Source organism: Saccharopolyspora oryzae (genome assembly GCF_027853915.1).
Taxonomy (GTDB): Bacteria; Actinomycetota; Actinomycetes; order Mycobacteriales; family Pseudonocardiaceae; genus Saccharopolyspora; species Saccharopolyspora oryzae.
Genome location: NZ_JAQGLA010000012.1, coordinates 23,211 through 48,937 on the forward strand (window position 1 = coordinate 23,211; position 25,727 = coordinate 48,937).

Below are 25,727 nucleotides of genomic sequence, written 5' to 3' on the forward strand. Positions count from 1 at the left end.
CCCTGGTGGATCAGTCCACCACACCTTCGAGTGCTCGGCTGACGAGTTCGGTGACAACGGGTTCCGCGGCGGCGCGATCGGCGGGGTTCAGGCCGGTGCGGCTGCGCCGGTCGAGGACGTCGTCGGCGTCGAGCGCGCCTTCGTGCCGCACCGCCCACAGCACTTCCGCTGCGGTGAGCGGAACGCTCGGTGCGACCGGTTCCGCCAGCTCCGGGTCGAAGTCGGCGAGGGCGGCGATGCGCCCGGCTTCGGTGCCGTACTTGGCGATCAGCCGGGCCGGGGCTTCGACGTCGGCGAGGTGGCGGCGGGGCGCGGCGCCGACCAGCGCGACGGCGGTGGTCCGGGACGGGCCCGCGGACAGCCCGCCTGCTTTCACCGCGGCGTCGACGGCTTCGGCGGCCATCTTCCGGTAGGTGGTGAGCTTGCCGCCGACCACCGTCACCACGCCTTCCGTCGAGGTCAGCACGGCGTGCTTGCGGGACAGGTCGGACGATTCCTTGCGCTGGGTCTGCTCCAGCAGCGGACGCAGCCCGGCGAAGGAGCCGAGCACGTGCTCGCGTCCCAGCGGTTTCCCGAGGACGTCGCGGATACCGGCCAGCAGGAAGTCCACATCGGACTCCGGGACCTCCGGTACCGAGGGGATGGGCCCGGGGACCGGCTCGTCGGTGAGGCCGAGGTACGCGCGGCCGTCGGGTTGCGGCAGCAGCAGGAGGAACCGGCCGGAGGTGCCCGGCATCGGCGCGACCAGGGCGGTTCCGGCGATGCCCGCGGCGTCGGCGTCGATCACCAGGTGCGAACCGCGCGACGGCCGCAGCTTGACGTCGGGCGAGAGCTCCCCGGCCCAGACCCCGGCCGCGTTGACCACCGAACGCGCGCGGATCCGCAACGCCTCGCCGGTGCGCTGGTCCACGACGTCGGCGCCGTTGCTGTGCAGCTGCTTCGCGCGCACGTGCGTGAGGATGCGCGCGCCGAAACCCGCCGCAGTGCGCGCCAGCGCGACGACGAGCCGTGCGTCGTCGATCAGCTGGCCGTCGTAGCCGAGCAGACCGCCGCGCAGGCCGGAGGCGCGCAGGCCCGGCACCAGGGCGAGCGCTTCGGCGGCGGGGATGCGCCGGGGCGGCGGGAGCACGTCGGACGGCGTGCGAGCGGCGCGGCGGAGCGCGTCGCCTGCGTGCAGGCCCGCGTTGAGCACCAGCTCGGAGCGGCGGGAGATGGTGCGGTGCAACGGGATCACCTGCGGCATCGTGCGCACCAGGTGCGGAGCGGTCCTGGTCATCAGCACGTTTCGCTCGACGGCGCTCTCGTGCGCCAGGGCCACGTCGCCGTGCGCCAGGTAGCGGAGGCCGCCGTGCACGAGCTTGCTGGACCAGCGGGACGTTCCCCAGGCGAGGTCTTCGGCCTCGACCAGTGCGACGGACAGCCCGCGGGCTGCCGCGTCGAGGGCGGCTCCGGCGCCGGTGACCCCGCCGCCGACCACCAGCAGGTCGATCTCGGACTCGGAGACTTCGGACAGGTCGGTTGCGCGGCGCGCGGCGTTCAGCGAGGTCGCACGCAGCGAACCGGCGGGCAACGGCGTGGTGGTCATCGCAACTCCGGGTGAATCGTCGGGTCGCAGTTTCCATTGAAACTGTGGATCCCCGTGGGGGGACGCCGCAGTTTCCATTGAAACTGTGGTCTGGGGTCAGGCTTCCGGGGGAAGTGGGCGTAGTGCTCCGTCGAGGAGTTGGGTGAGTTCTGCGGCGAGGGCGTCGGGGTCGACGTCGGTGGTCGCTGGCCCGGCGGTGACGACGAACGACTGCACGAGCAGCAGCAGCGACCGGGCCTGGACCGACGGGTCGCCGGGGCGGATGGAGCCGTCGGCGTGGCCCGCGACGAGGTACTCGCGGAGGAACCCCTCGGCGGCCAGCTGGGTGCTGCCCAAGCGCTGCACCAGGTAGGGGAGCAGCAGCTCGGCGTCGGCTTCCAGGACGCGCTGGAGCAGCGGCGCGGTCTGCAGCAGCCGCACGCCGTGGACGGTCGCGCTGACGAGCCGCTGGCGGACGTTGCCGGTCCGCTCGGCCTCGCGCGCCAGGTTCAGGATCTCGCCGAACTCGACGGTCATCAGCGCGGTGACCAGGCTGTTGACGTCGGGGAACCGGCGGTAGAGGGTCATCCGGCTGACCCCGGCGCGGCGGGCGATCTCGGTCAGCGTGGTCCGCCGGACGCCGTTGGCGAGCACGCACTCCCGGGCCGCTCGCAGCAGCTCGGCATCGCCCACCCGGTTCGGTGCGGATCGCGATCGAGTGCTGTGACATTGCGACGGCATGTGTAACACTGTACTGGTGAGCGGGCTGATCGAACACACCCTTCGCGGAACCTGGACCCCTTCGGGGGGCTCGGCCGCGCCCTTGACCCCTCGAGCTCTGCGCTGGTTGCGGCAGCGCATCGGGCTCGCCGAGACCACGACCCCGGCCGTTCCGGCATCGCTGCTGGACGTCCCGGAGAGCGCGCTGCCGGAGGCGGCCCGCGAGGAGCTCGTGTCGCTGATCGGTGAGCAGCACGTGCTGACCGATCCGACCGAGCGGCTGGGTCGCGCGGGCGGCATGTCCTACTCCGACCTGATGCGCCGCCGCAGCGCCTCGGAGCTCGCGGTGCCGGACGCCGTGCTGCTCCCGGCGGACCCGGACGCGGTGCAGGCCGTGCTGGAGGTCTGCGTCCGGCACGACGTCGCGGTGGTCCCGTTCGGCGGCGGGACGTCGGTGGTCGGCGGTGTCGATGCGCTGCGCGGATCCAAGTCCGCGGTGGTGGCGCTCGACCTCGCGCGCCTCGACCAGCTGGTCTCGCTCGACCCGACCTCGCGGATCGCCGTGCTGCAGGCCGGGATGCGCGCCGTCGAAGCGGAAGCTCTGCTGGGTGCGCAAGGTTTCACCCTGGGCCACTTCCCGCAGTCCTACGAGCGGGCCACCATCGGCGGCTTCGCCGCGACCCGCTCCGCTGGTCAGGCGTCGTCCGGCTACGGCCGCTTCGAGGACATGGTCGCCGGCGTCCGGCTGGCCACCCCGGCCGGTGAGTGGCGCCTCGGCGTTGCCCCGGCGTCGGCGGCGGGCCCCGACCTGCGCCACCTCGCGGTCGGCAGCGAGGGCGCGCTAGGCGTGATCACCGAGGTCGCCGTGCGGGTCCGGCCGGTCCCGGTGCGCAAGCGCTACGAGGCCTTCGTGGTGGACGGTTGGGCGGGCGGAGTCGACGCCGTGCAGACGCTCGCGCAGAACCGCGTGCTGGCCGACGTCACCCGTCTGTCCGATGTGGACGAGACCGAGGTGCAGTTCGAGCTCGCCGGGGCGCTGAAGGTCAAGGCCCTGCAGTTCCTGCTGCGCAGCAGGGGGATCCGCCAGCCCTGCCTGCTGGTCCTCGGCTGGGAAGCGGGTTCGAAGCAGGAGCTCTCGCGGCGTCGCGAGGCGAGCCTGCAGGCGCTGAAGAAGACGCGGGCGATCCGGCTCGGCCGCGCGGTCGGCGAGTCCTGGCGATCGCACCGGTTCTCCGGTCCGCGCCAGCGCGACGCCCTGCTGGACCGCGGGGTGTGCGTGGAGACGCTGGAAACCGCGACGCACTGGACCGGCATCAGCGAGCTGCGCTCCGCGGTGCGCAACGCGCTGGTGCGCAGCCTGCGGACCGGCGGCAAGAAGCCGATCGTCATGTGCCACATCTCGCACGCCTACGAGACCGGTGCGTCGCTGTACTTCACGGTGCTCGCGACGCGCGACGAGCAGGACCCGCTCGGTCAGTGGCAGCGGGCCAAGCAGGCGGCGGGCGACGCGATCGCCGGGCGCGGCACGATCTCCCACCACCACGCCGTCGGCGCCGACCACCTGCCGTGGCTGGTCGAGGAGATCGGCGAGGTCGGGGAGAAGGTGCTGTCGGCGGCCAAGCAGGCCGTGGACCCGACCGGAATCCTCAACCCCGGCAAGCTCATCCGGCCAGCGCGCTGATCGAGTGGTAGCGGAAGCCGAGCCTGCGGTACACCTTGAGCGCGGGCTCGTTGTCCGCGTCCGCCATCAGCGCCACGGTCCCCTCGCGGGCCAGTTCCCGGGTCAGGAACGTGCAGACCTGCGTGGACAGGCCCGCGCCGCGGTGATCGGGGTGGGTGGCGACGCCGGACAGGTAGCGCACGCCCGGCGCCGGCCAGCAGTCGCCGCCCACCGAGAGCACCGTCCCGTCGGCCCCGCGGACGCCCGCCCAGCGGCGCGCCCCGGGGTCGTCCGGGAAGAGGTACGAGCGCGGATTCGCCTTGCGCAGCAGGCTTTCGACGGCCTGGGTGTCGTCGGCGGTCAGCCACTCGACGTCGGGTGTCGGGGCGGTGGGCGCCTCGGCGGCCAGCTCCATCCAGCCGAACGTCGCCAGGACCTCCAGCTCCAGCCGCTTGGCGACCTGGTGCGCGAGCGCCGTCCGGCCCAGCGGGCGCAGCTTCTCGCCCTCCAACGTCGGCAGCACCTCGGCGAGCAGCTCGACGCAGTCGTCGGCTGAACCGGTGAAGACCACGCGGTCGACCTGGTTCAGCTTCGGCGCGTGCACCACGACAGCGCTCCCGTGCTGCCAAGCGGCACCGGCTTCGTGCGGGTAACCCGGGGTCAGCACCTGTGCGGCCCAACAAACGAGCAGGTCATCGGTGCCCTCAGCGACCTCAGCGGCAGAACGCAGCTCTCGCATGCCCCAATCGTCCCCCGCCGCCCCGCATCGCCGGAAGTGAATTTCCCGTGACATGAACCCCACCCCGGAGCGGCCGACTCAACCTCACCCCGGAGCGGCCGACTCCGCGAGGAACCGGACCAGCCGGGCTCCGGGATCCGCAAATTCAATGGAAATCGGATGTCCGATTTCCATTGAATTTGCGGAACTCCGCAGGGACCCGGGCCACGCGAAGTCGGCAGCTCAGCGGCTCCGGGTGGACAGGAGGAGGGCGACGGCCGCCAGGGCCGCCGCGATCGGGCCGAGGAGTTGCGGCCCGGACCAGGCGATTCCCGCTGCTCCGAGGATTCCCGACAGCGCGATCGCCAGGTACAGGATCGCGGCGTTGAGGGACACCAGGACCGGTGCCGACTCGGGGGACAGCGTGATCAGCCGGTGCTGCTGCGGGGTCGTGATCGCGAACGCCGCGATGCCGTAGAACGCGATCTCGGCCGTCGCCAGCCCGAAGTTCTCCGTGGTCAGCGGCAGCACCAGCAGGCTGACGACCAGCCAGACCAGCGCGGATGCCACCACCCGGCTGCTGCCGAACCGGTCGGCGAGCATCCCGGCGAGGTAGTTGCCGACGGTGCCGATGACCCCCAGCAGGAACATCAGCACCGCCAGCCGAACCCCGCTGCCACCGGTCGCCGGGCCGAACACCGCCCCGATGTAGGTGTAGGGCAGGTAGACCGCGGTGAACGCGATGAGCGTGGTCGCCAGCACCACCAGCACCCGCCGGTCGCCCAGCGGAGCCAGCCGCTGGCGCAGCCCCTCCACCGCCGGCGTCGCCACCTCGGCCGGCACCAGCCGCAGCACGCCGAGCAGCCCCAACACGGCCAACCCGGCGACGAACCACATCGTCACCCGCCAACCGAAGAACGCGCCCAGCGCGGTCCCCAGCGGAGCGCCCATCGCCGTCGCAGCGGTGAAACCCGTTGTCACAGCAGCGATGGCGCGTCCACGACGATCCTCCGGAACCAGTGCGGAAGCGGTGACCGCAGCGGTCGGCACGAACAGCCCGGCGCCTGCTGCGGCGACCACCTGCGCAGCGATCACCAGCGGGAACGACGGCGCGAGCGCGGTCGCGACGTTGCCCACCAGGTAGACGCCCGTCGCGAGCACCAGCACCCGGCGCCGCTGCCAGCTCGCGGTCGCCGTGGCCAGCACCGGCGCGAGCAGGGCGCAGGTGAGCGCAAACGCGGTGACCACCTGGCCCGCGGCGCCGATCGACACACCCAGAGTGCTGCTGAGCTGCGGCAACAGCCCGGCGAGCACGAACTCGCAGGTGCCCACGGCGAAGGTGCCGAACCCGAGCACCGGCACCGCCCACCGGCTCGGCGCTGCGGTGTCCACTGTGGAGGTCATGAGCGTGCTCCGATCCGCTGGGCCAGTTCCGACGCAGCCAGGCCGAGGGCGATGAAAACCGCCGCCGCGAAGGGCAACGAGGTGGGCGAGAACTCCAGGACCGCAGCGCCGAGCGCCCCGGACAACGACACCGCGAGATAAGTGCTGGAGGCGTTCAGGGAGATGACGAACGACGTCGCGGCGGGCGCGGCCTCGATCAGCCGGTGCTGCTGCGGCACCGTCACCGACCAGGCCGTCAGCCCGAAGACCACCACCGCGATCCCGGCGCCGATCAGGGTGCTGGTGGAGAACGGCAGCAGCAGGAAGTTGACCAGTGCGACCACCATCGCGACCGCGATCACCCGCCGGGCGCCGAACTTGTCGGTCCACCCGCCGCTGACCAGGTTGCCGATCGTGCCCGCGGTGCCGGACAGGAACAGCAGCACCGCCAGCAGCGCGCCGCTGCCGCCGGTGGCGGGCTCGACGATCACGCTGATGTAGGTGTTCACGATGTAGATGCCGACGAACAGCGCGACCGTGGTCAGCAGGACCAGCACGATCTTCGCGTTGCGCAGCGGCGCGAGGCGTTCGCGCAGACCCGCGGGTGGTGGTGCCGGGATCGTCGGGAGCAGCACGGCGATACCGAGTCCGGCGGCTGCGCCGAGCGCGGCGACGAACCACATCGTGCCGCGCCAGGTCGTGACCGATCCGAGCAGCGTGCCCAGCGGAACGCCGAGCGCCGTCGAGGTCGTCAGGCCCAGCGTGACCAGCGAAATCGCCCGGGCCCGTTGGGATTCCGGCGCGAGCGCGGCGGCGGCTGCCCCGGAGATCGGGGTGACCATCGCAGCGCCGGCGGCGGCGATGACGCGCGTCGCCAGCACTGCGGCGTAGGTCGGTGCGAGCGCGGTGGCGACGTTGCCGAGCACGAAGACCGCGAGCGCGGTGAGCAGGACCTGGCGGCGCGGCCAGGTGCCGGTGAGCGTCGCGAGGATCGGCGAGAGCACGGCGTAGGCGATGGCGAAGACGGTCACCAGCTGGCCCGCCTGAGCGATCCCGATCCCCAGGTCGGTCGAGATCTCCGGCAGCACACCGGCGACGACGAACGCGTCGGTGCCCACCGCGAAGGTGCCCAGCGCCAGCACCGCCACCCGGAACGGGACGCGCGCGACGGGTTCAGCGGTCGTGGTCAACGGGACTCCCCAAAACGGTACCGATCGTTTCCATGTTGGCAGACGGTACCGATCGTTTCCGTTTTCGCGCAAGGTGGGATATCGTGCGGACATGGCGACACGAGCACGAGAGCGCCTGGTCGAGGCCGCGGAGCAGCTCTTCTACAGCGAGGGGATCCGGGCGGTCGGCGTCGAACGGCTGGTCGCCGTCTCCGGAGTGGGCCGCGCCTCGTTCTACCGGCACTTCGCCGGCAAGGACGACCTCGTGGTGACCATGCTGCGCGGCTACGACGAGCGCTTCCGGGCCTGGCTGGCCGAAGCGGTCGAGGCCCTCGGTGGCGGACCGCTAGCGGTGTTCGACGCCCTGGCCGCCAGCTTCGAAGCCGAGGGCTTCCGAGGCTGCGCCTCGATCAACGCGATGGTCGAGATGGCCGACGCGGACAGCGCGGCCCACCAGGTCGCGGCCGAGCACAAGACCAAGGTCATCGACTACCTGGACTCGCTGCTGATCGCGGCCGGTCAACCTCGCCACCGGGACCTCGCGGAGCAGTTCATGCTCCTGTTCGACGGCGCCATCGTCACGGCGCTGCGCGAACGCACCGCAGAACCCGCCCACCGGGCCAAGGCCATCGCGGAATCCCTGCTGAGGGCCTGACCGGGGAGATCGTCCAACGTGGACGGAAGAAGCGGGGAACGCGTTCTCCCCGCCTGTTTCAAGGTATAGCGCACCAGGGGGCTTGCGGCAAGACCCGGGTCGTGCCGCAGAATCGTCGTCCGAAGCCAGGACCAGCGAAAACCGGTGTCCTCGACAGCGCGAGCGCATTCGAGGACCGGTACCTGCTGGCCACTCTCCTCGGACGGGGCGTTGCGAATGATCGACGTGATCGTGGTCGGTGCTGGACCGACCGGTTTGATGCTGGCCGCCGAACTGCGGCTGCACGACGTGAACGTGGTCGTGCTGGAGCGGGATCTGGAGCCGACCGAGGTCGTCCGCGCGGGCGGCCTGCACGTGCGCAGCATCGAGCTGATGGACCAGCGCGGCCTGCTGGATCGCTTCCTCGCGCTGGGCAGGAAGCACGAGACAGGTGGCTTCTTCGCCGGAATCGACAAGCCGTGGCCAGGCCAGATGGACACGGCGCACGGCTACGTCCTCGGCATCCCGCAGCCGGTCATCGACCGCCTGCTGGCCGAGCACGCCACCGAGCTCGGCGCCGAGATCCGGCGCGGCTGCGAGCTGATCGGGCTGAGCCAGGACGACGACGGCGTGACCGCCGAACTGGCCGACGGCACGCAGCTGCGCTCGCGCTACCTCGTCGGCTGCGACGGAGGCCGCAGCTCGGTGCGCAAGCTGCTCGGCGTCGACTTCCCCGGCGAGCCCAGCAAGATCGAGACATTGCTGGGAGAGGTGGAGCTGACCACACCGCCGGAGGAGCTGATGGCGGTGGTGACCGAGGTCCGCAAGACCCAGAAGAGATTCGGCGCCATTCCCCTGGAAAGCGGCGGATACCGCGTGATCGTGCCCGCTGCGGGGCTGACCGAGGACCGCGCTGTCCCACCGACCCTGGACGAGCTGAAGCAGCAGCTGGTGGCGATCGCGGGCACCGACTTCGGCGCGCATTCACCGCGCTGGCTGTCCCGCTTCGGCGACGCCACCCGGCAGGCCGAGCGCTACCGCGTCGGCCGGGCGCTGCTGGCCGGCGACGCGGCGCACATCCACCCGCCGACGGGCGGCCAGGGCCTCAACCTCGGTGTCCAGGACGCGGCCAACCTGGGCTGGAAGCTGGCCGCCGAGATCCGCGGCTGGGCCCCGGAATGGCTGCTGGACAGCTACCACGCCGAACGACACCCGGTGGCCGCCGACGTGCTGACCAACACCCGCGCGCAGATCGAGCTGATGTCCCTGGACCCGGGCCCGCAGGCCGTGCGCCGCCTGCTGTCCGAGCTGATGGACTTCGAAGAGGTCAACCGCTACCTGATCGAGAAGATCACCGCGATCGGTGTCCGCTACGACTTCGGCGAAGGCCACGACTTGCTCGGCCGCCGCCTGCGAGACGTCGAGCTGAAGCACGGACGCCTCTACGAGCTGATGCACCGAGGCCACGGCCTCCTCCTCGACCAGACCGGCCAGCTCTCGACGGAAGGCTGGGCGGACCGCGTCGACCACGTCGTGGACGTCAGCGAAGAACTCGACGTCCCGGCCGTCCTGCTCCGCCCGGACGGCCACGTGGCATGGGTCGGCGAAGACCAGCAAACCCTGCGCGTACATCTGGAAAAGTGGTTCGGCCGCTGAAGCCCTGATAGTTCCGCGAAGACCCGTGAGTCTTTTGAGCTCCTACAACAGCCCAAAAGACTCACGGACCCGCGACACCACAGCTCGAAGCGACCAGCCTTGATAGCGCTGAGGGAGCTCGACCACTGCTGGCGGTCGGAGACGAAGTAACCGGCAGCGCGGTCCTGCAGAGCTCCGGGCACGGTCGTCCGAGCGGTCGTGAGTACTTCGGGGTGCCATAGCGCCCCGAAGTACTCACGAGGACTTCTTGCGGCGGTTGAGGATTCCGGCGCCGAAGCGGGGTTTTTCCAGGGCGGCGAGGAGCGCTAGGAACGCGTCGTGGACTTCTCGGCGGGAGTCGTCCGGGGTTGCCGGGGGTGCCGTCAGGTCGGGGTCGGGCATGCCCTTGACCTGCATCCAGCGCTCGTCCCACAGCGCTTCCATCGCGGCGTTCCAGCGCTTCCGGACGTCTTCGACGACCTGGTCGCGCTGTTCGGCCGCTGCGTCCTTGCGCTGCTGGCCCTCCGCGACCGCTTCGCCGAGCTCGGTCGCCCGGGCGCGTTCGTGCTTGCGGAGGTCCTGCGCTGCGGTGGACGCCAGCGCGGTGAGCTCCTTGTACCGGATCGACGCCGGAACCAGGTCAGTCACCAGCTTCCTCCCAGACCTCGATCTCCTCGGCCGCTCGCTGCACCGGCACCTGCGGGGTGTCCGGGGTGCCGAGGTCGAACGGCAGGATCACCTCGGGGCGCGAATGCACCGCCCGGTCGAAGAAGAGGCCGCGCCGGGCTCGCGGCGACCAGCTGACCACCTGGCCGGCCGCGAAGGTCGCCAGCTCCTGGCCGTGCACGTCGAAGGCGACCCACGCGCCGATGTCGTCCACCGGGCCCATGCCGAGGGTGTTCTTCACCCGGTTCGCGCTGCGCCACCAGCCGATCACGTGCACCCGGGATTCCGGGCCCTGCTTGAGGATCTTCCGCAGGTGGTCCAGGCCGCTGACCCTGGTGGTCGGGTCCTTGCGCTCCAGGGTCGTCTGCGCCGCGTCCGCCGCGTACAGCACCAGGCAGTGCGGCACGTCCGCGCCGGAGCGGCCGTCGATCGAGTCCGCCGTGGCGGCCATCGCCGCCTCGATGCCGTCGAGGCCGACCAGGTCGACGTCGTGCCCGGCGGCGCGCAGCTCGTCGACGACCCGGTGCACGTCGTCGTCGACGTCGTCCAGCAGACCGGCGATGGTGAACTTGATTCCGCCGGGGAGGTGTTGCCGCGCCAGGGAAAGCGTCGCCGCGCCGAGCACGCTGACCGCGTCCACCCGGACCGAGCCGATCACCGCGATGTTGCGCCCCGGCGAGCGGCTCAGCCGGACCGAGGCAGCGGTGCCGTCCACGTCGATGATCTGGCCGAGCAGCACCTCGGGCGTGCCCACCGGCGCCGACAACTGCCGGTAGTCGTCCAAAGTGGACAGCGCGGGCAGGTTGGAGCCGTCGAACAGCCTCGGCGGCACGGCGGAGTCGTCGAGCTGCTTCCACAGCTCCAGCTGCAGCGCGTCGAAGGTGTTGCGGGCGGTGGCGTCCGGGATCCGGGCGATCTCGTTGCCGTGCTTGACGCCGGACTCGTGGTTGACCACCGCGTGCCAGCGCGGCAGCTCCATCGCGGCGTTGTTCTGCTCGCCCAGCACCCGGCGCGCCTTGGGCAGCGCGATCCGCAGGATGAACTGCTCGAAGATCGCCGGCTTGCCCCAGAACGCCTCGATGCCGGACACGTCCTGGCTGGCCAGCACGAGGTGGATGCCCTGCGAACGGCCGCGCCGCGCAACGTCTTCCAGCAGCGCGGTGGCCTGCGCGGTCACGTTGTCCCGGTCGGCGAACAGGTACTGGAACTCGTCGATCACCGCGACGATCCGCGGCCACCGGCCGTTCGGGTCCTCGGCGCGCAGCTCCTCGAGCTTGGTGACCTCGTGCTCCTTCGCCGCCTCCGCGCGCCGCCGCATCTCGTCGGCCAGGAACCGCAGCAGCGCCAGGCCGAACTCGCGGTCGGTGTTGACGTTCACCCCGACCAGCTGCGCGTGCGGCAGCCAGCTCGGATCCCGCTTGCCCGGGGTGAACTGGGCGAACGACACGCCTTCCTTGAAGTCCAGCAGGTAGAGCTCCAGCTCGTCCGGCGAGTACCGGGCGGCGAGCCCGCCGAGCATGCCGTACAGGAAGTTCGTCTTGCCCGAACCGCTCGGCCCGCCGATCAGGGTGTGCGGGCTGCTGTCGCCGAGCGTGATCCACACCGGCTCGCCCTCGTCGAACCCGACCGGCGCCTGCAGCCCGGACCGCGAGCTGTGCGCCCAGTACTGGTCGGGAACCAGGTCGTCGAAGGTCCGCACCCGCGCGCGGCGGGCCAGGAACGCTTCCGCGATCGACGCGCAGGCCTTCGTGACCTCGTTGCGCGACGGCGATTCGTCCAGGTGCACCACGGCTTCCGGACCGGTGGTGCTGAGCCGCGCGCGGTCCTCGCCGGTCAGCCGGACCGATTCGATCGCGCTGCTCACGGTCAGGGACATGTCCACGACGATCAGCTGGATGCCGCAGGCCGGTCCGCTGCGGGCGATCCGCTGCAACTGCTGCTGCTGTTCCTCGCGCAGCGGCTCGCCGTTGCCGAACAGCACCCCGATGCGCCACGGCTCGGAGCGGTGCCCCTTCTCCTCGGCCAGCGCGCGCAGCGAGGTGTGCCCGCCGAGCAGCGCGCCGGTGTGGATCCGCCGGATGTGGTCGGACAGCGCGTCCAGCATCTCGTCGAGCCGGGTCGGGTCGTGCGCGGTGAGCAGCCCGGCGCGGGTCAGCGGGTAGAGGCCGGGCAGCGTGCCGGTCAGGTGCGCGACGTCCCAGACGTGCAGGCGCACCGAGCCCGGCTGGAAGTGGCTGAGCAGCCGCAGCAGCAGGTTCTGCACCAGGGTTTCGGCGGCTTCCGGGTTGCCGTCGGTGGTGATCCGCAGGTGCGACTCGTCGAGCAGCGGCACGGCGGCGGGGAACGGCTGCGGATCCGGTGAGTCCGGCACGACGGCGGTGCCGAGGCGCCACAGCTCGGGCGGGGGAGCGGAGGATTCCCGCGTGCCCACCTCGCCGAGCCAGTCCGACCAGGGCAGTCCGGCCGACCCCGGTGCGACCTCGGCCATCAGCTGGGTCAGCTGGTCCGGCCCGGTGGCGGTCCACTCCGCGAAGATCTCCGCGCGATCGTCGAGCGCTTCCCGCATCGCGGCCTGGAACGCGCTGCTGCTCGGGTCGCCGATCTCCTCCGGATCGCGTTGCGCGGCGGCCGTCCCGGCCTGCGCGATGCGGAGCGCGTAGTCCTGCTGCGCGCACTCGGCGAGGACCCGGGCGTGCTCGTTGTCAGCGGCACCGAGCGCGGTGGCGATGCTGGAGCGCAGGCGCTCGAAGGCTGCTTCGACGCGGCTCCGCCGCTCGTTGCGTTTACCCACACCCCACCTCGGGAAGCAGAGTTACTGACCGTGATCAAACTACCACTAAGCGGATGACGGGGCAGAACCCCATCTGGCGCATTCACCCGGCGTAATGCCGTTTCACTGCGCGAGATGGGGTATCCACGCCGGTGGCCTAGAGCTGGGTGGCGAAATCGCGCAACGTGTTCGTCAGCTGCTCGATCGCGCCTTGGGCTCGCTCGATCTGGTCATCCGCTCGGTGCAGGCTCGGCGGCACCACGGTCTCCGGGTGCTCCGGATCGAGCTTGATCATGGCCTTCTCGGCCTCGCCCAGCGCCGTGCGGCCGGTGCCCAGGTGCGCGCCGGCGTCCGCCAGGTGCTGCTCCACGACACCCAGCGCCTGCACGAGTTCTTCCAGCGCGGACACGTCGCTACAGCCGACCCGCGTACGCCTCGGCGGAGGACATGGTGGCCTGGATGGAGCCCTGCGCGCCGCTGATCATCTGCATCGTCTCGGCGAGCATGCCGTGCGCGTGCTGCATGTCCTCCTGAGCGCTGCCCTGGGTGGCGGAGACGAGCGCGGCTTGGGCCTCTTCCAGGACGAGGTTCGCTTGTTGCAGGGCGGCGACGCCTTCCTGCATCTTCTGGTTGGCCAGCGAAATGCCTGCGCGAACTTCTTCCACGCCTGCCATTTTGGGTCCGGTCCTCCGAGGGTGGCGGTGCTGTAACGGTGCACAAGTTAACCGCCCGCTCGTCCGGCGGCGCAGGCAGGGCCATGGAGTTGATCACAGTTTGATCGCGGTGGGTGATGACCTGCGCAAGTGATCACTCGACAGGGCGACGAAAGCTGAAGGTGTTCCGCATTTGCCGTGCTTCCAACGGAAATCGGACATGTGGACCTTCGTGCTGGTCGGCACCGCGGGCGCGGCGCGAGGAGCCCCGGGGTCACGAGAATCGGAGGCGCTTTCGGGTGCACCTCCGCGTCCGCGGTCGAAATCCCGCTACCTGAAACGAGGTTGGCGGATCCGGGTCAATTCCGATCGGCGTCTACTGTGGATTTCGCGGTGACCTCGATCGCGGCGACGCCCGACGGAGGCATCGGTGCCGCGGACCACCGCGCGGTCGCGCCGGCGCCGTCGGTCGACACGCGCGACCAGCCGTTGCCGCCGAGGGCCGACACCGCGCCGCGGACGATCTCCGACGGCTCGCCGACCGCTGGACCGAGGTCCAGCGCAACCCGCACCACCGGCGATTCGACCGAGTACTCGACGACGTCGGCGGCGCGCGAAAGGCGACTGGCCACGGCGCGAGCGGGCCACTCCGCGCCCGCACGGCGGTCGGTGACGACGTCCACCACCAGCGCCAGCCGGGGGCGCAGCCGGCCGTGCTCGTCCCGTTCGGACACCACCGGGGCAGTCGGTGCGGGCGGCTCGTCGGGGTCGGCTGCCGCGGTGCGGCCGAACATCAGCGAGTCGCCGGCCCAGACCTCGACCAGCAGGCGCTCCCCGCCGCTGACCAGCGCGTCCACCAGCTCGGGGTGGTCCACCACGGTCCACGCCGTCGGCGGCTCGCAGGCCACCCGGTGGCGGGCGTAGTCCGGGCCGAGCTCGCGCAGGAAGTTGCGCACCGCGCGGGACAGACCGGCCACGTGCTGCCCGGTCTCCGCGCAGTCCCGGCTGATGGTGACCGACCAGCAGCCCGGTTCCTCGTCGGAGCAGTCGCCGGACGCCACGACCCGGCCGCCCACCTTCTGCACCAGCTCGCGGCAGGCCGCGCGCGCCGAACTCTCGTCGTCGGCCCCGACGACCACGGTGATCAGCAGCTCGAGCTCGTTGTTGTTCTTCATCGCGGTCGGATTGTCCCGCACCGGCAAGGGGGCGGATCAATTCGGCCGCGGGATCACTCCGGTGGCTCCTCGAACCGCTCGGAGTCGCTCTGGTCGACGCCGTAGTAGTGGTAGAGGTCGCGGCCCTCCTCCGGGGAGAGGTGGCCGTGCTCGGCCTCGACCGGGGGAGCGTTTTTCACCCGGTCCTTGTCCACGCCGAGGTCGAGCCGGTTCTCCTCGGTGCTCGCGCCGGTGAGCGGCACGAAGGTCTCCTTGACGCCGAGCAGTCCGATCCGGACGGTGACCCATTCCGGCTGCTGCGTCGCGTCGTCGACGTAGACGTTGCCGACCCGGCCGACCCGCGAACCGTTGCGGTCGAAGACCGGTGTGCCGATCAGGTCCTGGGCGCGCTCCACGTCCATGGCTGCCTCACTCGATCCATCTCGCCCGGGCGGGAAGTCCGTCCGCCGGCCGACCCCCGTCGACCTCTTCAAGCTCCCCGCGCCACGCTGGACCTGCAACCGCGCAAGCGACACGCCTCACCCGATCAGGTAATGATCGAGATTATCTCCCGTGGTTAGTAATAGCGAATACTCCTCGCTTCAGGAGTTGAGCTCCCGTCCGATGAAGGTCAGGACGTCGGTGATGACCTCGTCCTTGTTGGTTTCGTTGAACAGTTCGTGGCGGCCGCCCGGGTAGATGTGCTCGTGGAACTCGTGGCCGCGGATGCGGTCGATGCCGGTGCGCGTGTCGGCCTCCGGCACCAGTTCGTCGTCCTCGCCGTGGACCCACAGGGTCGGCTTCTCGATCGTCGGGCCCTCGTTGATCGCCAGCAGGCACTCGTCGATCGCCTGCAGCGTCGGGCGCTTGAACGGGCCGTGCCAGACCAGCGGGTCCGCGACGTAGGACGCGCCGGTGGCGGGGTCGCGGGACAGCGTCGAGGGGTCGATCGGGGTGTCCGGGATCTCGTCGTGCTCCAGCAGGTCCAGCACGTGCCAGGTGCCCAGGACCGGGCCGGAGAGCACCACCGCGGCCAGGTTCTCCTGGTGCTCCTGCGCGTAGCGCGCGGCGAGCATCCCGCCCATCGAATGTCCGATGAGGACGACCGGCAGGCCGGGGTGCTCGGCGGTGACCTGCCGGCGCAGCGTCTCCAGATCGGCCACGAGCTCTTCGGCGTCGGCGAACAGGACCCGCTCGCCCTCCGAGCGGCCGTGCCCGATGTGGTCCGGCGCGTAGACCTGCGCGCGGGCGGAAACCAGCTGCTCGGCGACCCACTGGTAGCGCCCGGAGTGCTCGCCGTACCCGTGCGCGATCAGCGCGATCCAGCCCGGGTTGGTCGCGGCCCACTCGCGCACCACCAGCTTGCCGTGACGTCCGGTGATCTCTCGATCCGTTGGCTCGATCATGCTGCCACCACAGCACATCTGATCGAGCCAAGCCACACCCTGGCGCGTTTCGTCAGCGGCGCGCCGACGAGATCACCGGGGGTTTCCCATCCTCGTCCTGCGCGGCGGTGCGGGTGGCGGAACCTCAGCGCTGGTCGCCCTTCGCGGTCGCAGCCCGGACGAGGTGGAAGGGCTCACTGGTGGTATGCGCTGCCGTCGATGGTTCCGCCGCCGCAGACCGGGCCGGAGTTCCAGGCGACCGGGAGCGCGTCGGTCTCGTCGGGCGGGATGACCTGGAGGCGGGCCGGGGTGGGTTGGCACTGCCCGTCGGTCGGCTCGTCGCCGGTCGGGACGACGGTCCAGTGCAGCGTGGCGCTGGCCGAGGCGCCAGGGGCCAGGGTGATCATGGACGGACCGGGGTTCGGGGTGCGCTCGGCGTTGGTCGGCAGCGCGCGGCCCGAGGAGTCGACCAGCTGCATCCCGCCGTAGCCGTACAGGGTGCAGGTCTCGCCGCTGTTGTTGGTCAGCGTCAGCTCGGCGTAGCGCTGCCCGGCGCCGGCATCGGCGTTCTGCAGCGAGCCGTTGAGCATCGACGTGTGGCAGCGCGTGCTCTTGGCGCCCTGCGGCTCCTGCTTCTTCGGAGGCGCCTGGGCGGTCGTGGGGTCGGAGGCCGTCGGGCTCGGCTGGGGGCTCTCCGCCTGCGGGGCCTGCGGCGTCTCGGCGGGCTGCTGCAAGTTCATGGCCGCGGCGGGTGGCTGGGGCTGGGGGTGTGCGATCGGTGCGGCGACGACCTTGCCGGTCTGGGGTGCCTGGCTGCAGGCCGCCATCAGCCCGGCGGCGAGCAGGGCGCCGGATGCCTGGAGCGTCCGCAAGCCGATGGTGCGCAGTCGATGCGCGGTCATCACGACCACCTCCCGTCCCCGTCCTGCGCGGCGGGGTCCGTCGGTAACTGCTCTGCTGTTGTGTAGACGCCTGGCGGGCGGGAGGGTTGCCCACCAGCTCCCGATTGTCCGCCCTTCACCGGCTGTGCGTGCTACGAGCCGAGCTACTCCGCAGGGTTGAACCGGAGTTCGCCACGGATGGGCTGATCGGGTGCATTCGGTGAGGCGCTAATACTCGATAGGTGGAATTACTGGTTCGCGAATTGAGTGATTCTCGTTTTTCGGTAGCCCGACCGGGTGGTGATCTTCACCTGAACGGCGGGACTGCGGGTTTGTGCGAATTAGATATCTTTGGGCCCGCTAGCAGGCCGAACTCAGGGGGTTTGACATGGCCGAACGCATTCCCGGCGTGGACGTATCGCGATATCAGGGGGAACCGGATTGGGGTGCGGTTCGCGGCGCCGGATACGTCTTCAGCTACATCAAAGCGACTGAAGGCGTCGGATATGTGAGTCCGACGCTGGACGGGCAGTTGGCCGGTGCCCGCGGCGCCGGGATGGTCACCGGGCTCTACCACTTCGCGCGCCCGGACACGAACTCCCCGGAGCAGGACGCGGCCGATTTCGCCGCGCAGCTCGGGCGGCTGAACTCCAGCGCGGCCGGGAACCTGCCGCCGTGCCTGGACATCGAGACCGACGCGGCGAACCTGGGCGCCTGGGTCAAGGGCTTCATCAACGCCATCCGCGGGCACACCGGCCGCAACGAGGTCGTCGTGTACGCCTCGGCGTCGTGGTTCCAGGACAAGCTGGCCACCGACTCCTGGGTGGACCCCGGGGTGTTCCTGTGGGTCGCCCACTACGGCCGCCCGCCGGGCGAGCCGGGCTACCTGACCGACCGCGTGGCGATCCACCAGCACGCCTCCGACGGGCAGGTGCCGGGCATCGGCGGCAACACCGACGTGAACGTCTCGATGGTGCCGCTGGAGGTGCTCACCGGTGCCGGAGCGCCGCCGCCTCCGCCGCCGCCCGCGCCGGAGACCTACGTGGTGCAGCCGGGCGACACGCTGTCCGGGATCGGTCAGAAGCTGGGCGTGGACTGGCGGGAGATCGCCCGGGTCAACGGGATCAACAACCCGGACCTGATCTACGTGGGCCAGGTCCTGAAGATTCCGCGCTGACGATCGAAGTCGGCGGGTTTTTCCAAACCGTTACTGGCGGGTACGCCGAAGGCCCGCTTTCGCGATCAGATCGGACTACCGTCTTCGCTTGAACATCGCGCGGGGCGGAGGTGAACGCGATGGCGGCGACGGCGGAGCTGATCCGCGGCCACTGGACTCGCGGTGAGCCGGGACGGGACGCCCCCGAGCAGCTGGTGGTCGCGCTCTACCGCTGGTGGGTCGTCGCGATGACCCTCAAGACCTTGGGCGCGACCTGGGACATCTGCTGGCACTTCAGGTGGCTGCGCGACGACCTCGCGCCGCCGCACATGATCAACACGGTGGGCACCGCGATCGTGGTGGGACTGGTCGTCTTCCACACCTACACCGGGATCGGTGCCGACCGCGCCACGCTGCGCTGGATGCAGTGGGGGCTCGGCATCTTCCTGGTGGCCGCGCCGCTGGACGTGATCAACCACCGGGTCAACGGCCTGGACATCACCGCGTGGAGCCCCTCGCACGCGCTGCTCTACATCGGCACCGGGCTGATGAGCATCGGGCTGCTCCGCGGCTGGGCGCGCTACGGCGGCGGTGACCGGTACTCGTACGCGATCACCTGCTTCCTGTGGTTCACGGTGCTGGACAACTTCCTGTTCCTGAACCAGCACCAGGAGTACGGCGTGCTGGGGCTGGCCGCGTGGGATCGCGGCACGCCTTACGCCGACGACGAGCTGCTGCAGTTCGCCGCCGACGACCTGGGCCGACCGCTGGACCGGATCGCCGTCGAGCACTTCACGCTGCCGGTGCCGGACTGGGTGTACCCGACGTGGGCGGTGCTCACCGGGCTCGGCACGCTGCTGCTGGCGCGACGGCTGGTCGGGCGGAAGTGGACCGCGACCACCATCGCCGCCGGTTACCTGGCGTTCCGCTGCGTCGCCTGGGGATTGCTGGCCGCGGCCGACTTCCCGATCTCGGCCGTGCCGTTCTTCGTGCTCGCCGGGGCCGTCGCGATCGACCTGTCGTTCCAGCTGGCGGCCCGGATCCGACCGGTGGTCGGTGCGGCGGCTGTGACCTCGGTGTCGTACGCGGCGCTGTCGTTGCAGGAGACCTACCTGGCCGCGCCGCCCGCCGACTACTCGACCGCGCTGTACGTGGTCGTGCTGTTCGCCGGGCTGTGGTGGTTGTTCCAGTTCCTGCTCGACACCGAGCAGGGGCAGCAGCTGGTGCTGCGGGCTCAGACGATGACCGGAGCGCGGGAGAGCACCACACCCAGCCCGTAGGCCACACCCATCACCGCGACCTCGGCGGCGGCCCAGCCGAGGAGCGCGGTGCGCTGGTGGCGGGCGATGCGGGGCAGCAGGCGGAAGCGCATCTGCGAGGCGATCGCACCCAGCGCCACCAGGCAGAGCACCTTCGCCACGATGATCTGGCCGTAGCTGGTGGTGACCAGGCCGGGCAGGCCGACGTTCGGCGTGATGACCAGCGTCATCAGGCCGTTGAACAGGCCCGATGCGCCGACCACGACGAAGGCGGTGGTGGCCAGTTTGGAGAAGCGCGGCAGCGCCTCCGCCAGCAGGCCGCGCCGGGGTGCGACGAACAGCGCGACGGCGGCCAGACCACCGGTCCACATGGCCGCACCGATCACGTGCAGCTCCATCGAGATCATGCTGAAGTCGTGGTAGCGCCAGTCCGTGGCGTGGCCGGTCAGCGGCATCGGCAGCAGGCCGAGCAGGGCGATGATGGTGCGCAGCTCGGCGGGCACCGACTCGCCGAACCGGATGGCCAGGAATCCGAGCGCCGCGCACACCAGACCGGCGCCGGCGCTGGCGAGCAGGCCCGGGCCGGCCGGGACGTTCGCGACGTAGTCCACCAGCAGCTGGACGGTGACCTCGCGGTCCGGGCTCAGCTCGGAGGCCTGCAGCACCAGGGACACCAGGGCGGCGAGCATCCAGATCAACGCCGTCATCACGGTCGCCCGGCGGGCCAGGGCCATGATCGGTTCGGTCTGCTTCGGGCGGTCGAAGCCGAGCAGCTTCGGCAGCAGGCTCAGGCCGACCGTGGCCAGCGCGGCCAGGTCCAGCACGACCCGTGCGGTGGGCAGGCCGAAGCGCACCAGCGACGGCGGGTCGGGCAGTCCGGGGATCGTGCCGACTGCGGTGTAGGTGGTGGTGATCAGAGCAGCGAGCAGCGCGCCGCCGACCAGGGCGACCACCACCGCGGTCTTCTGCCGGGGTGCGGTGCGATCTTCGGGGTTGCCGGGGCGGTCCGGTTCGGCGGTTCGCTTCGAACGGGCAACGGCATCGGAATCGGCAGCCACGGCAGCCATCATCTCACCCGGTCGAGCAGCCATTCCGGGTCGCACGGCGAACTCGATCACTGGTCGTGACCGAATTGTTTCGGTGCGCATTTCCGGGATCGGTGGGGTGACGTTGTCGAAGTGTCGTCTCGGTCACCGTGTTCGTCGCCATCAGTTGATCTTCCAATTGGATGATTTCCCAGTTCGGGACGGCTTTTCGGGGCCCGGTTCGATTCGTCTGGTTTGCCTGTTCGGCGGTTCGCGCGGACACCGGGCCGGACGGGCTTGTGTTGCTGGCAATGTCCTCAGCATCGTTGTTCTAGAGTCGACCACGTGTATCCGGCGGCCAGCGCAACAGCGCACGCGGGGGGCGCGCCCGGCGCACCTCGACCGTGCGCGGGCGAAGCGATTCCGGAACCTGCGCGGTTCTTCCCGCTCGATTCGCCGAGTCGTCGGCTTTCGTTCACCGGCTCGGCGCAGGCTTATTCGTCCGGTGTTTCACGGGGCGCTGCAATTTCGTTCCGCACCGCATCGGCCGGTGTTCGGGTCGGGGTTCCCACGGGGTTTTCCGGAGGCGTCCCCGAGTTCCGGGAGGAATCGCATTTCGCCTGGTCGGATGCGATTTCTGCGAGGTTCGTCGGAAGCCTTGGCCCAGTGGCACCCGAGGTGCCGCGAAGTGCGAGCCTGGGGGGTCTCAGGGAAATTGGGGGTCCGACCCCGGATGTGAGTCGGTCCCGCGAAACGCGAGATTGAGCGGTGTGGACGGACAGCGAAGGCGGGAACCGCCGGCGGCGGGTCCCGGCGCGGGCAGCAAGCCGGCGCGGCGGACGCCGCGAGGCTCGACAGCAGGACGTGACATGGGTCGCCGACTAGGGTGTTCGATAGTCGAACGTCCCCGCATCCTGCTCAAGAGGGCTGACCCGGTCGTGCCGCACCACCCCGATCCCGCGACTGGGCGTGGTTCGAGATGACTGCGCTCGCGGTGTTGCTCGCTGCTCTGGGAGCCCTCGGCAACGCGGTCGGGGCGCGGATGCAGCACGCTGCGGTCCACGACACGATGGACGGCAGCGGGCTGGGCCTGCGGACCCAGTCCAGGCTCGTCCGCAACCCGCGCTGGCTCACCGGCCTCGGATGCCTCGGCGCCGGTGCCGTGCTCCACGCCTGCGCGCTGGGTCTCGCTCCGCTCAGCGTCGTGCAGCCGATCGGCGTGCTGGCCCTTCCGACCACCGTGCTGCTCAACAGCCGTCAGCAGGGCATCCGGGTCCGCGACCTGAGCCCCAACGTCCTGCTCGCGGTGCTCGCGGCCACCGGTGGTGTCGCCGCGTTCGTCTTCCTCGCCGCCGGTAGCGCGACCGCCACCCCGGTGGCCGGTGGCGTGCAGCTGGCGGCGACCCAGCTGGTCGCCGCCGGTGTCCTGGCGGTGGGCGTGCTGGCCGTGCTGACCCGGTCGAAGGTGCGCTGCATCTTCTTCGCGGCCGGGTGCGCGATCGCCTACGGGTACGTGTCGCTGCTGATGCGCGCCGTCGCGCAGCAGCTGGGCACGAACGAACTGCTGGACATCAACCCCCTTCCACTGCTCGGCATCGCCGTGGCGATGGTCGTGGGCGGCTGGCTGCTGCAGCACGGCTACGCCAGCGGCCCGCCCGACCTGGTGGTGGCCTGCCTGACCGTGATCGACCCGCTCGTCGCGGTCGGCCTGGGCATCGGGCTGCTCGGCGAAGCCGACGACGTCAGCGCCACGACCGCCACCGGCCAAGTCCTCTGCGCGGTGGTGGCCTGCATCGGGGTGTTCGCGCTCGCGCGCTACCACCCAGAAACCGAGGAGCGGCGCGTGCCCGCTCCGGTGACCGGCAGCAGTGATCTTGCCGGACCGAGTTCGACAGATCGTCCTGACGGGAGTTCTCCTTGACTTCGCAACCGCACAGCCGACCGCTGCGGATCGTGGTCGGCGCGACCACCTACCCGCCCCACGTGAACGGTGCGGCGATCTTCGGGCACCGGTTGGCGACCGGGCTGTCCGCTCGCGGCCACGACGTGCACGTCATCTGCCACTCGGACGACCGCACCGAGCACCTCGAGGTCGAGGACGGCGTGACGGTGCACCGCGTGCCCTCCTACGGCTCTCCCTTCCACCCCTCGATCCGCGGCATCATGCCGTGGCAGGCCCGCCAGGCCGATCGGCTGCTGGCCGAGATCCAGCCCGACGTCGTGCACGTCCAGTCGCACTTCTTCATCTGCCGCGGGCTGATCAACTCGGCCCGGCAGCGGAACCTGCCGCTGGTGGCGACCAACCACTTCATGCCGGAGAACATCTTCGGCTACATCAAGGTCCCGCAGTTCCTGCAGGACGCGGCCGGCCGGCTGCTGTGGCACAACCTGATCAAGCACTACGGCAAGGCGCAGCTGGTCACCGCACCGACGCCCCGCGCCGTCCAGCTGCTGCAGGACAACGGGTTCACCGACGCGGCCTTCCCGGTCTCCTGCGGCATCGACGTCGAGCGGTACCGGCAGCCCGCCGAGCGCTACCGCGCCGAGAACCCCGACCCGGACACCCGGACCGTGCTCTTCGTCGGGCGCCTCGACGAGGAGAAGCACATCGACGACTTGCTGCGCGCGATGTCGCTGCTGCGCACCGAGGTCCCGACCCGGTTGGAGATCGTCGGCAACGGCAGCCGGCGCGCCACCTTCGAGCAGCTCGCCGCCGAGCTCGGCATCGCCGACCGGGTCCAGTTCCACGGCTACCTCGACGAGGAGGAGCTGCTGGAGGCCTACGCGCGCGCCGACCTGTTCTGCATGCCCAGCATCGCCGAGCTGCAGAGCCTCGCCACCATGGAAGCCATGTCGGCCGGAACCCCGGTCGTGCTGGCCAACGCCATGGCGCTGCCGCACCTCGTGCAGCCCGGGCAGAACGGTTGGCTGTACCCGCCGCGCGATGTGCACGCGCTGGCCCGCGCCATCGAGGACGTGCTGGTCGACCGCGCCACGATCGACCGGATGGGCAAGGCCAGCGAGCACCTGGTCTCCCGGCACGACATCGACGAGATCCTCGGCCGGTTCGAGACGATCTACCACCACGTGATCGACCCGGAGGGTGCCGTCGAGCTCGACGAGATCCGCACCGAGCTGGCGAGCTGAGCCGCCGTGGTGACCCCGGAACTCCAGCCCGTGGAGCAGGTGGCGCGCATCAGCGGCGCTGACGTGCACTACTGGACCTACCGCGACGACCTCGCCGACAGCGCCGGTGCCGACCGCGCTGAAGCGGCCGACACCGTGCTGATGGTGCACGGGTTGCGGGGCACCCACCACGGCTTGGAGCTCATCACCGCGGGGTTGCCCGACCACCGCGTGGTGATTCCCGACCTGCCCGGATTCGGGGACTCCGGGCCGATGACCGGGAAGCGCCACGACGTCGCCGGCTACGCGCACGTGATCACCGAGCTGATCGAGCGGATCGACGGCCGCGACCGTCCCATCGTGCTGCTCGGGCACTCGTTCGGCTCGATCGTCGCGTCCGAGGTGGCCGCCACCAGGCCCGAGCTCATCAGCAAGCTGGTGCTGATCAACCCGATCGCCACTCCGGCGCTGCGCGGGCCGCGGGTGCTGCTGTCCGGGTTGACCTCCGCCTACTACACGCTGGGCAGGCGGCTGCCGATCCGCGCTGGGCACTCGCTGCTGAGCAACCGCTGGGTGGTGCTGGCGGCCAGCCGGGCGATGACGCGGACCAAGGACAAGCAGCTGCGCGAGTTCATCGACAGCAACCACTTGCGCTACTTCAGCCGCTTCCACAGCCCGGCCCTGGTCAGCGAGACCTTCGTGGCCTCGACGACGCACACCGTCATCGACCACGCCGACGACATCCACCTGCCCACCCTGCTGATCGCCGGGGAATCCGACGAGATCGCACCGCTGCCGGGCCAGCGAGCGCTGGCCGCCCGGATGTCCGATGCCGAGCTCGTGGTGATCCCGAACGTCGGACACCTGGTGCACTACGAAACGCCGGGTCCGGCGGCAGCAGCGATCCAGCGCTTCCTCGGAGCCGCATGAACAGCCCTGCGATGAACACTGCTGAGCGGCCTGCGGGTCGGAGCGGGACGATGAACGTCGTCGTCGACGCGCGCTGGACGCGCACTGATCAGCACGACGGGATCAGCCGCTACGGGGCGAGCCTGATCGAAGCACTGCACCACCTCCATCCGGTGACGATGTTGATCCACGACGAGCGGCAGCTGCGGTTGCTGCCGGAAGGTGTTCCGCACCTGAAGGTCAACAGCCCGTTCTCGCCGCGCGAGCTGTGGTTGTCGCGCACGCTGAACCGGCTCGGCGCCGACGTGGTGTTCAGCCCGTTGCAGGTGATCGGGGGATTCCGCCGCGAGTACCGGCTGGTCCTCACGCTGCACGACCTGATCTACTACCGGCACCCGGAGCCGCCGGGCTTCCTGCCGTTGCCGGTTCGCGTCGCGTGGCGGCTGTACCACAAGGCCTTCTGGCCGCAGCGCGTCATGCTGAACCGGGCCGACGCAGTGGTCACGGTCAGCGAGACGACGCGCAAGCTCATCGCCGAGCACCGGCTCACCCGGCGTCCGGTCACGGTCGTCCACAATGCACCGTCGCCGATGCCCGAAGACATCGCAGCGGACGAGCCGGATGCGGCCGCGGAATCCGCGGGCGGACCTCGCGAACTCGTGTACATGGGTTCGTTCATGCCGTACAAGAACGTGGAAACCCTGGTCGCGGGCATGGCGCTCCTTCCTGGGTATCGGCTGCACCTGGTCAGCCGGATCGCGCCGCAGCGGGAAGCCGAGCTCCGGGCGCAGCTGCCGCCGGACGCGGACGTGGTTTTCTGGCGGGGTATCGGGGAGAGCGACTACCAGCGGCTGCTCGGTCGGGCCAGCGCGCTGGTCACCGCTTCTCGGGACGAGGGGTTCGGACTGCCGGTCATCGAGGCGATGAACGCGGGGACGCCGGTGGTCTGCAGCGATCTGGAGATCTTCCACGAGGTCACCGGTGGCCACGCGGAGTTCTTCGACCCGGGGTCGTCGAAGGACTTCGCCGCTGCGGTGCGCCGAGTGGAGGATCCTCAGGCTCGTGCTGACCTGGTGGCCGCTGCTCGCAGCCAGGCGGCGGAGTTCACCTGGGCCAACTCCGCCGAACGACTGCTGGAGCTGATGCAGGACCTGGCCTTGGCGCGCTGAGCTGTCGGGGGCTCGCTCAGCGAGATTTTCCATCCTCGTTCTGCGTAGCGGTGCGGGTAGCGGAACCTCAGCGTCCGCCTGGCTGCGGGAT

Annotated in this window: 23 protein-coding genes; 9 read left to right on the plus strand and 14 right to left on the minus strand. The window is 70.5% G+C overall.

Features of this window, described 5'->3' with window-relative positions; translation table 11 throughout:
- Positions 1–10 precede the first annotated feature (10 nt).
- A complete protein-coding gene (locus OU415_RS10820; RefSeq protein WP_270948509.1) occupies positions 11–1,585 on the minus strand; it encodes a glycerol-3-phosphate dehydrogenase/oxidase in 1,575 nt (524 codons plus the stop codon).
- A gap of 96 nt (positions 1,586–1,681) precedes the next feature.
- The gene (locus tag OU415_RS10825; RefSeq protein WP_270948510.1) at positions 1,682–2,305 is read right to left on the minus strand and encodes a TetR/AcrR family transcriptional regulator; all 624 of its coding nucleotides are present in this window, start codon (positions 2,303–2,305) and stop codon (positions 1,682–1,684) included.
- 16 nt (positions 2,306–2,321) lie between these two features.
- Here OU415_RS10825 and OU415_RS10830 point away from each other — a divergent pair, with 16 nt between their 5' ends.
- The gene (locus OU415_RS10830; RefSeq protein WP_270948511.1) at positions 2,322–3,965 is read left to right on the plus strand and encodes an FAD-binding oxidoreductase; all 1,644 of its coding nucleotides are present in this window, start codon (positions 2,322–2,324) and stop codon (positions 3,963–3,965) included.
- On the opposite strand, the gene OU415_RS10835 is transcribed toward OU415_RS10830, so the two are convergent.
- The 3 genes from OU415_RS10835 to OU415_RS10845 form a co-directional block, all read right to left on the minus strand.
- Positions 3,946–4,683, minus strand: a complete 738-nt coding sequence (locus OU415_RS10835) for a GNAT family N-acetyltransferase (protein WP_270948512.1) — start codon at positions 4,681–4,683, stop codon at positions 3,946–3,948. The genes OU415_RS10830 and OU415_RS10835 overlap by 20 nt on opposite strands.
- Before the next feature lie 222 nt (positions 4,684–4,905).
- Positions 4,906–6,066, minus strand: coding sequence for an MFS transporter (locus OU415_RS10840; RefSeq protein ID WP_270948513.1), 1,161 nt, complete (start codon positions 6,064–6,066; stop codon positions 4,906–4,908).
- Complete coding sequence (locus OU415_RS10845) at positions 6,063–7,235, minus strand: MFS transporter (RefSeq protein ID WP_270948514.1); 1,173 nt, start codon at positions 7,233–7,235, stop codon at positions 6,063–6,065. The genes OU415_RS10840 and OU415_RS10845 overlap by 4 nt, the downstream gene beginning before the upstream one ends.
- A gap of 91 nt (positions 7,236–7,326) precedes the next feature.
- Between OU415_RS10845 and OU415_RS10850 the strand changes: the two genes are divergently transcribed.
- A complete protein-coding gene (locus OU415_RS10850) occupies positions 7,327–7,869 on the plus strand; it encodes a TetR/AcrR family transcriptional regulator (RefSeq protein ID WP_270948515.1) in 543 nt (180 codons plus the stop codon).
- A 216-nt stretch (positions 7,870–8,085) separates the two neighbouring features.
- Complete coding sequence (gene rox, locus OU415_RS10855) at positions 8,086–9,504, plus strand: rifampin monooxygenase (protein ID WP_270948516.1); 1,419 nt, start codon at positions 8,086–8,088, stop codon at positions 9,502–9,504.
- A 234-nt stretch (positions 9,505–9,738) separates the two neighbouring features.
- Here the strand turns inward: rox and OU415_RS10860 are convergent, their stop codons facing one another.
- The 8 genes from OU415_RS10860 to OU415_RS10895 form a co-directional block, all read right to left on the minus strand.
- The gene (locus tag OU415_RS10860) at positions 9,739–10,131 is read right to left on the minus strand and encodes a hypothetical protein (RefSeq protein WP_270948517.1); all 393 of its coding nucleotides are present in this window, start codon (positions 10,129–10,131) and stop codon (positions 9,739–9,741) included.
- Positions 10,124–12,940, minus strand: coding sequence for an FtsK/SpoIIIE domain-containing protein (locus OU415_RS10865; protein ID WP_270948518.1), 2,817 nt, complete (start codon positions 12,938–12,940; stop codon positions 10,124–10,126). The genes OU415_RS10860 and OU415_RS10865 overlap by 8 nt, the downstream gene beginning before the upstream one ends.
- 136 nt (positions 12,941–13,076) lie before the next feature.
- The gene (locus OU415_RS10870; protein WP_270948519.1) at positions 13,077–13,328 is read right to left on the minus strand and encodes a hypothetical protein; all 252 of its coding nucleotides are present in this window, start codon (positions 13,326–13,328) and stop codon (positions 13,077–13,079) included.
- Between the two features lie 4 nt (positions 13,329–13,332).
- Positions 13,333–13,593, minus strand: coding sequence for a hypothetical protein (locus OU415_RS10875; protein WP_270948520.1), 261 nt, complete (start codon positions 13,591–13,593; stop codon positions 13,333–13,335).
- 338 nt (positions 13,594–13,931) lie between these two features.
- Positions 13,932–14,747 (minus strand): hypothetical protein, encoded by an 816-nt coding sequence (locus OU415_RS10880; RefSeq protein WP_270948521.1) that lies wholly within the window; start codon positions 14,745–14,747, stop codon positions 13,932–13,934.
- A 53-nt stretch (positions 14,748–14,800) separates the two neighbouring features.
- Positions 14,801–15,148: a PRC-barrel domain-containing protein gene (locus OU415_RS10885; RefSeq protein ID WP_270948522.1), complete on the minus strand. Its 348-nt coding sequence runs from the start codon at positions 15,146–15,148 to the stop codon at positions 14,801–14,803.
- Positions 15,149–15,328: 180 nt separating this feature from the next.
- Positions 15,329–16,132, minus strand: a complete 804-nt coding sequence (locus OU415_RS10890) for an alpha/beta hydrolase (RefSeq protein ID WP_270948523.1) — start codon at positions 16,130–16,132, stop codon at positions 15,329–15,331.
- 173 nt (positions 16,133–16,305) lie between these two features.
- Complete coding sequence (locus tag OU415_RS10895; RefSeq protein ID WP_270948524.1) at positions 16,306–17,013, minus strand: DUF4232 domain-containing protein; 708 nt, start codon at positions 17,011–17,013, stop codon at positions 16,306–16,308.
- Between the two features lie 367 nt (positions 17,014–17,380).
- Here OU415_RS10895 and OU415_RS10900 point away from each other — a divergent pair, with 367 nt between their 5' ends.
- Together OU415_RS10900 and OU415_RS10905 are read left to right on the plus strand one after the other, a co-directional pair.
- Entirely contained in the window at positions 17,381–18,169 is a 789-nt protein-coding gene (locus OU415_RS10900; protein WP_270948525.1) for a GH25 family lysozyme, read from the plus strand.
- Positions 18,170–18,288: 119 nt separating this feature from the next.
- Positions 18,289–19,428, plus strand: a complete 1,140-nt coding sequence (locus OU415_RS10905; RefSeq protein WP_270948526.1) for a hypothetical protein — start codon at positions 18,289–18,291, stop codon at positions 19,426–19,428.
- On the opposite strand, the gene OU415_RS10910 is transcribed toward OU415_RS10905, so the two are convergent.
- Positions 19,383–20,465 carry a copper resistance D family protein gene (locus OU415_RS10910; protein WP_270948527.1) on the minus strand — a complete coding sequence of 361 codons (1,083 nt, stop codon included), beginning with the start codon at positions 20,463–20,465 and terminating at the stop codon, positions 19,383–19,385. The two genes, OU415_RS10905 and OU415_RS10910, sit on opposite strands and share 46 nt — an antisense overlap.
- Before the next feature lie 946 nt (positions 20,466–21,411).
- Between OU415_RS10910 and OU415_RS10915 the strand changes: the two genes are divergently transcribed.
- The 4 genes from OU415_RS10915 to OU415_RS10930 are packed head-to-tail and all read left to right on the plus strand — an operon-like array spanning position 21,412 to position 25,636.
- The gene (locus OU415_RS10915; RefSeq protein ID WP_270948528.1) at positions 21,412–22,353 is read left to right on the plus strand and encodes a DMT family protein; all 942 of its coding nucleotides are present in this window, start codon (positions 21,412–21,414) and stop codon (positions 22,351–22,353) included.
- Positions 22,350–23,579, plus strand: a complete 1,230-nt coding sequence (locus OU415_RS10920) for a glycosyltransferase (RefSeq protein ID WP_270948529.1) — start codon at positions 22,350–22,352, stop codon at positions 23,577–23,579. Before OU415_RS10915 ends, OU415_RS10920 begins: the two co-directional genes overlap by 4 nt.
- Positions 23,580–23,585: 6 nt before the next feature.
- Positions 23,586–24,488 carry an alpha/beta fold hydrolase gene (locus OU415_RS10925; protein ID WP_270948530.1) on the plus strand — a complete coding sequence of 301 codons (903 nt, stop codon included), beginning with the start codon at positions 23,586–23,588 and terminating at the stop codon, positions 24,486–24,488.
- Positions 24,489–24,538: 50 nt separating this feature from the next.
- Complete coding sequence (locus tag OU415_RS10930; RefSeq protein WP_270948531.1) at positions 24,539–25,636, plus strand: glycosyltransferase family 4 protein; 1,098 nt, start codon at positions 24,539–24,541, stop codon at positions 25,634–25,636.
- Positions 25,637–25,727 lie beyond the last annotated feature (91 nt).

Excerpts from the sequence above, each read along its gene's own strand:
- OU415_RS10905 (WP_270948526.1), top strand. The coding sequence starts at position 18,289 with ATGGCGGCGACGGCGGAGCTGATCCGCGGCCACTGGACTCGCGGTGAG.
- OU415_RS10820 (WP_270948509.1), bottom strand. The coding sequence starts at position 1,585 with ATGACCACCACGCCGTTGCCCGCCGGTTCGCTGCGTGCGACCTCGCTG.
- OU415_RS10835 (WP_270948512.1), bottom strand. The coding sequence starts at position 4,683 with ATGCGAGAGCTGCGTTCTGCCGCTGAGGTCGCTGAGGGCACCGATGAC.
- OU415_RS10915 (WP_270948528.1), top strand. The coding sequence starts at position 21,412 with ATGACTGCGCTCGCGGTGTTGCTCGCTGCTCTGGGAGCCCTCGGCAAC.
- OU415_RS10885 (WP_270948522.1), bottom strand. The coding sequence starts at position 15,148 with ATGGACGTGGAGCGCGCCCAGGACCTGATCGGCACACCGGTCTTCGAC.
- OU415_RS10840 (WP_270948513.1), bottom strand. The coding sequence starts at position 6,066 with ATGACCTCCACAGTGGACACCGCAGCGCCGAGCCGGTGGGCGGTGCCG.
- OU415_RS10880 (WP_270948521.1), bottom strand. The coding sequence starts at position 14,747 with ATGAAGAACAACAACGAGCTCGAGCTGCTGATCACCGTGGTCGTCGGG.
- rox (WP_270948516.1), top strand. The coding sequence starts at position 8,086 with ATGATCGACGTGATCGTGGTCGGTGCTGGACCGACCGGTTTGATGCTG.
- OU415_RS10930 (WP_270948531.1), top strand. The coding sequence starts at position 24,539 with ATGAACGTCGTCGTCGACGCGCGCTGGACGCGCACTGATCAGCACGAC.
- OU415_RS10890 (WP_270948523.1), bottom strand. The coding sequence starts at position 16,132 with ATGATCGAGCCAACGGATCGAGAGATCACCGGACGTCACGGCAAGCTG.
- OU415_RS10900 (WP_270948525.1), top strand. The coding sequence starts at position 17,381 with ATGGCCGAACGCATTCCCGGCGTGGACGTATCGCGATATCAGGGGGAA.
- OU415_RS10895 (WP_270948524.1), bottom strand. The coding sequence starts at position 17,013 with ATGACCGCGCATCGACTGCGCACCATCGGCTTGCGGACGCTCCAGGCA.
- OU415_RS10850 (WP_270948515.1), top strand. The coding sequence starts at position 7,327 with ATGGCGACACGAGCACGAGAGCGCCTGGTCGAGGCCGCGGAGCAGCTC.
- OU415_RS10875 (WP_270948520.1), bottom strand. The coding sequence starts at position 13,593 with ATGGCAGGCGTGGAAGAAGTTCGCGCAGGCATTTCGCTGGCCAACCAG.
- OU415_RS10825 (WP_270948510.1), bottom strand. The coding sequence starts at position 2,305 with ATGCCGTCGCAATGTCACAGCACTCGATCGCGATCCGCACCGAACCGG.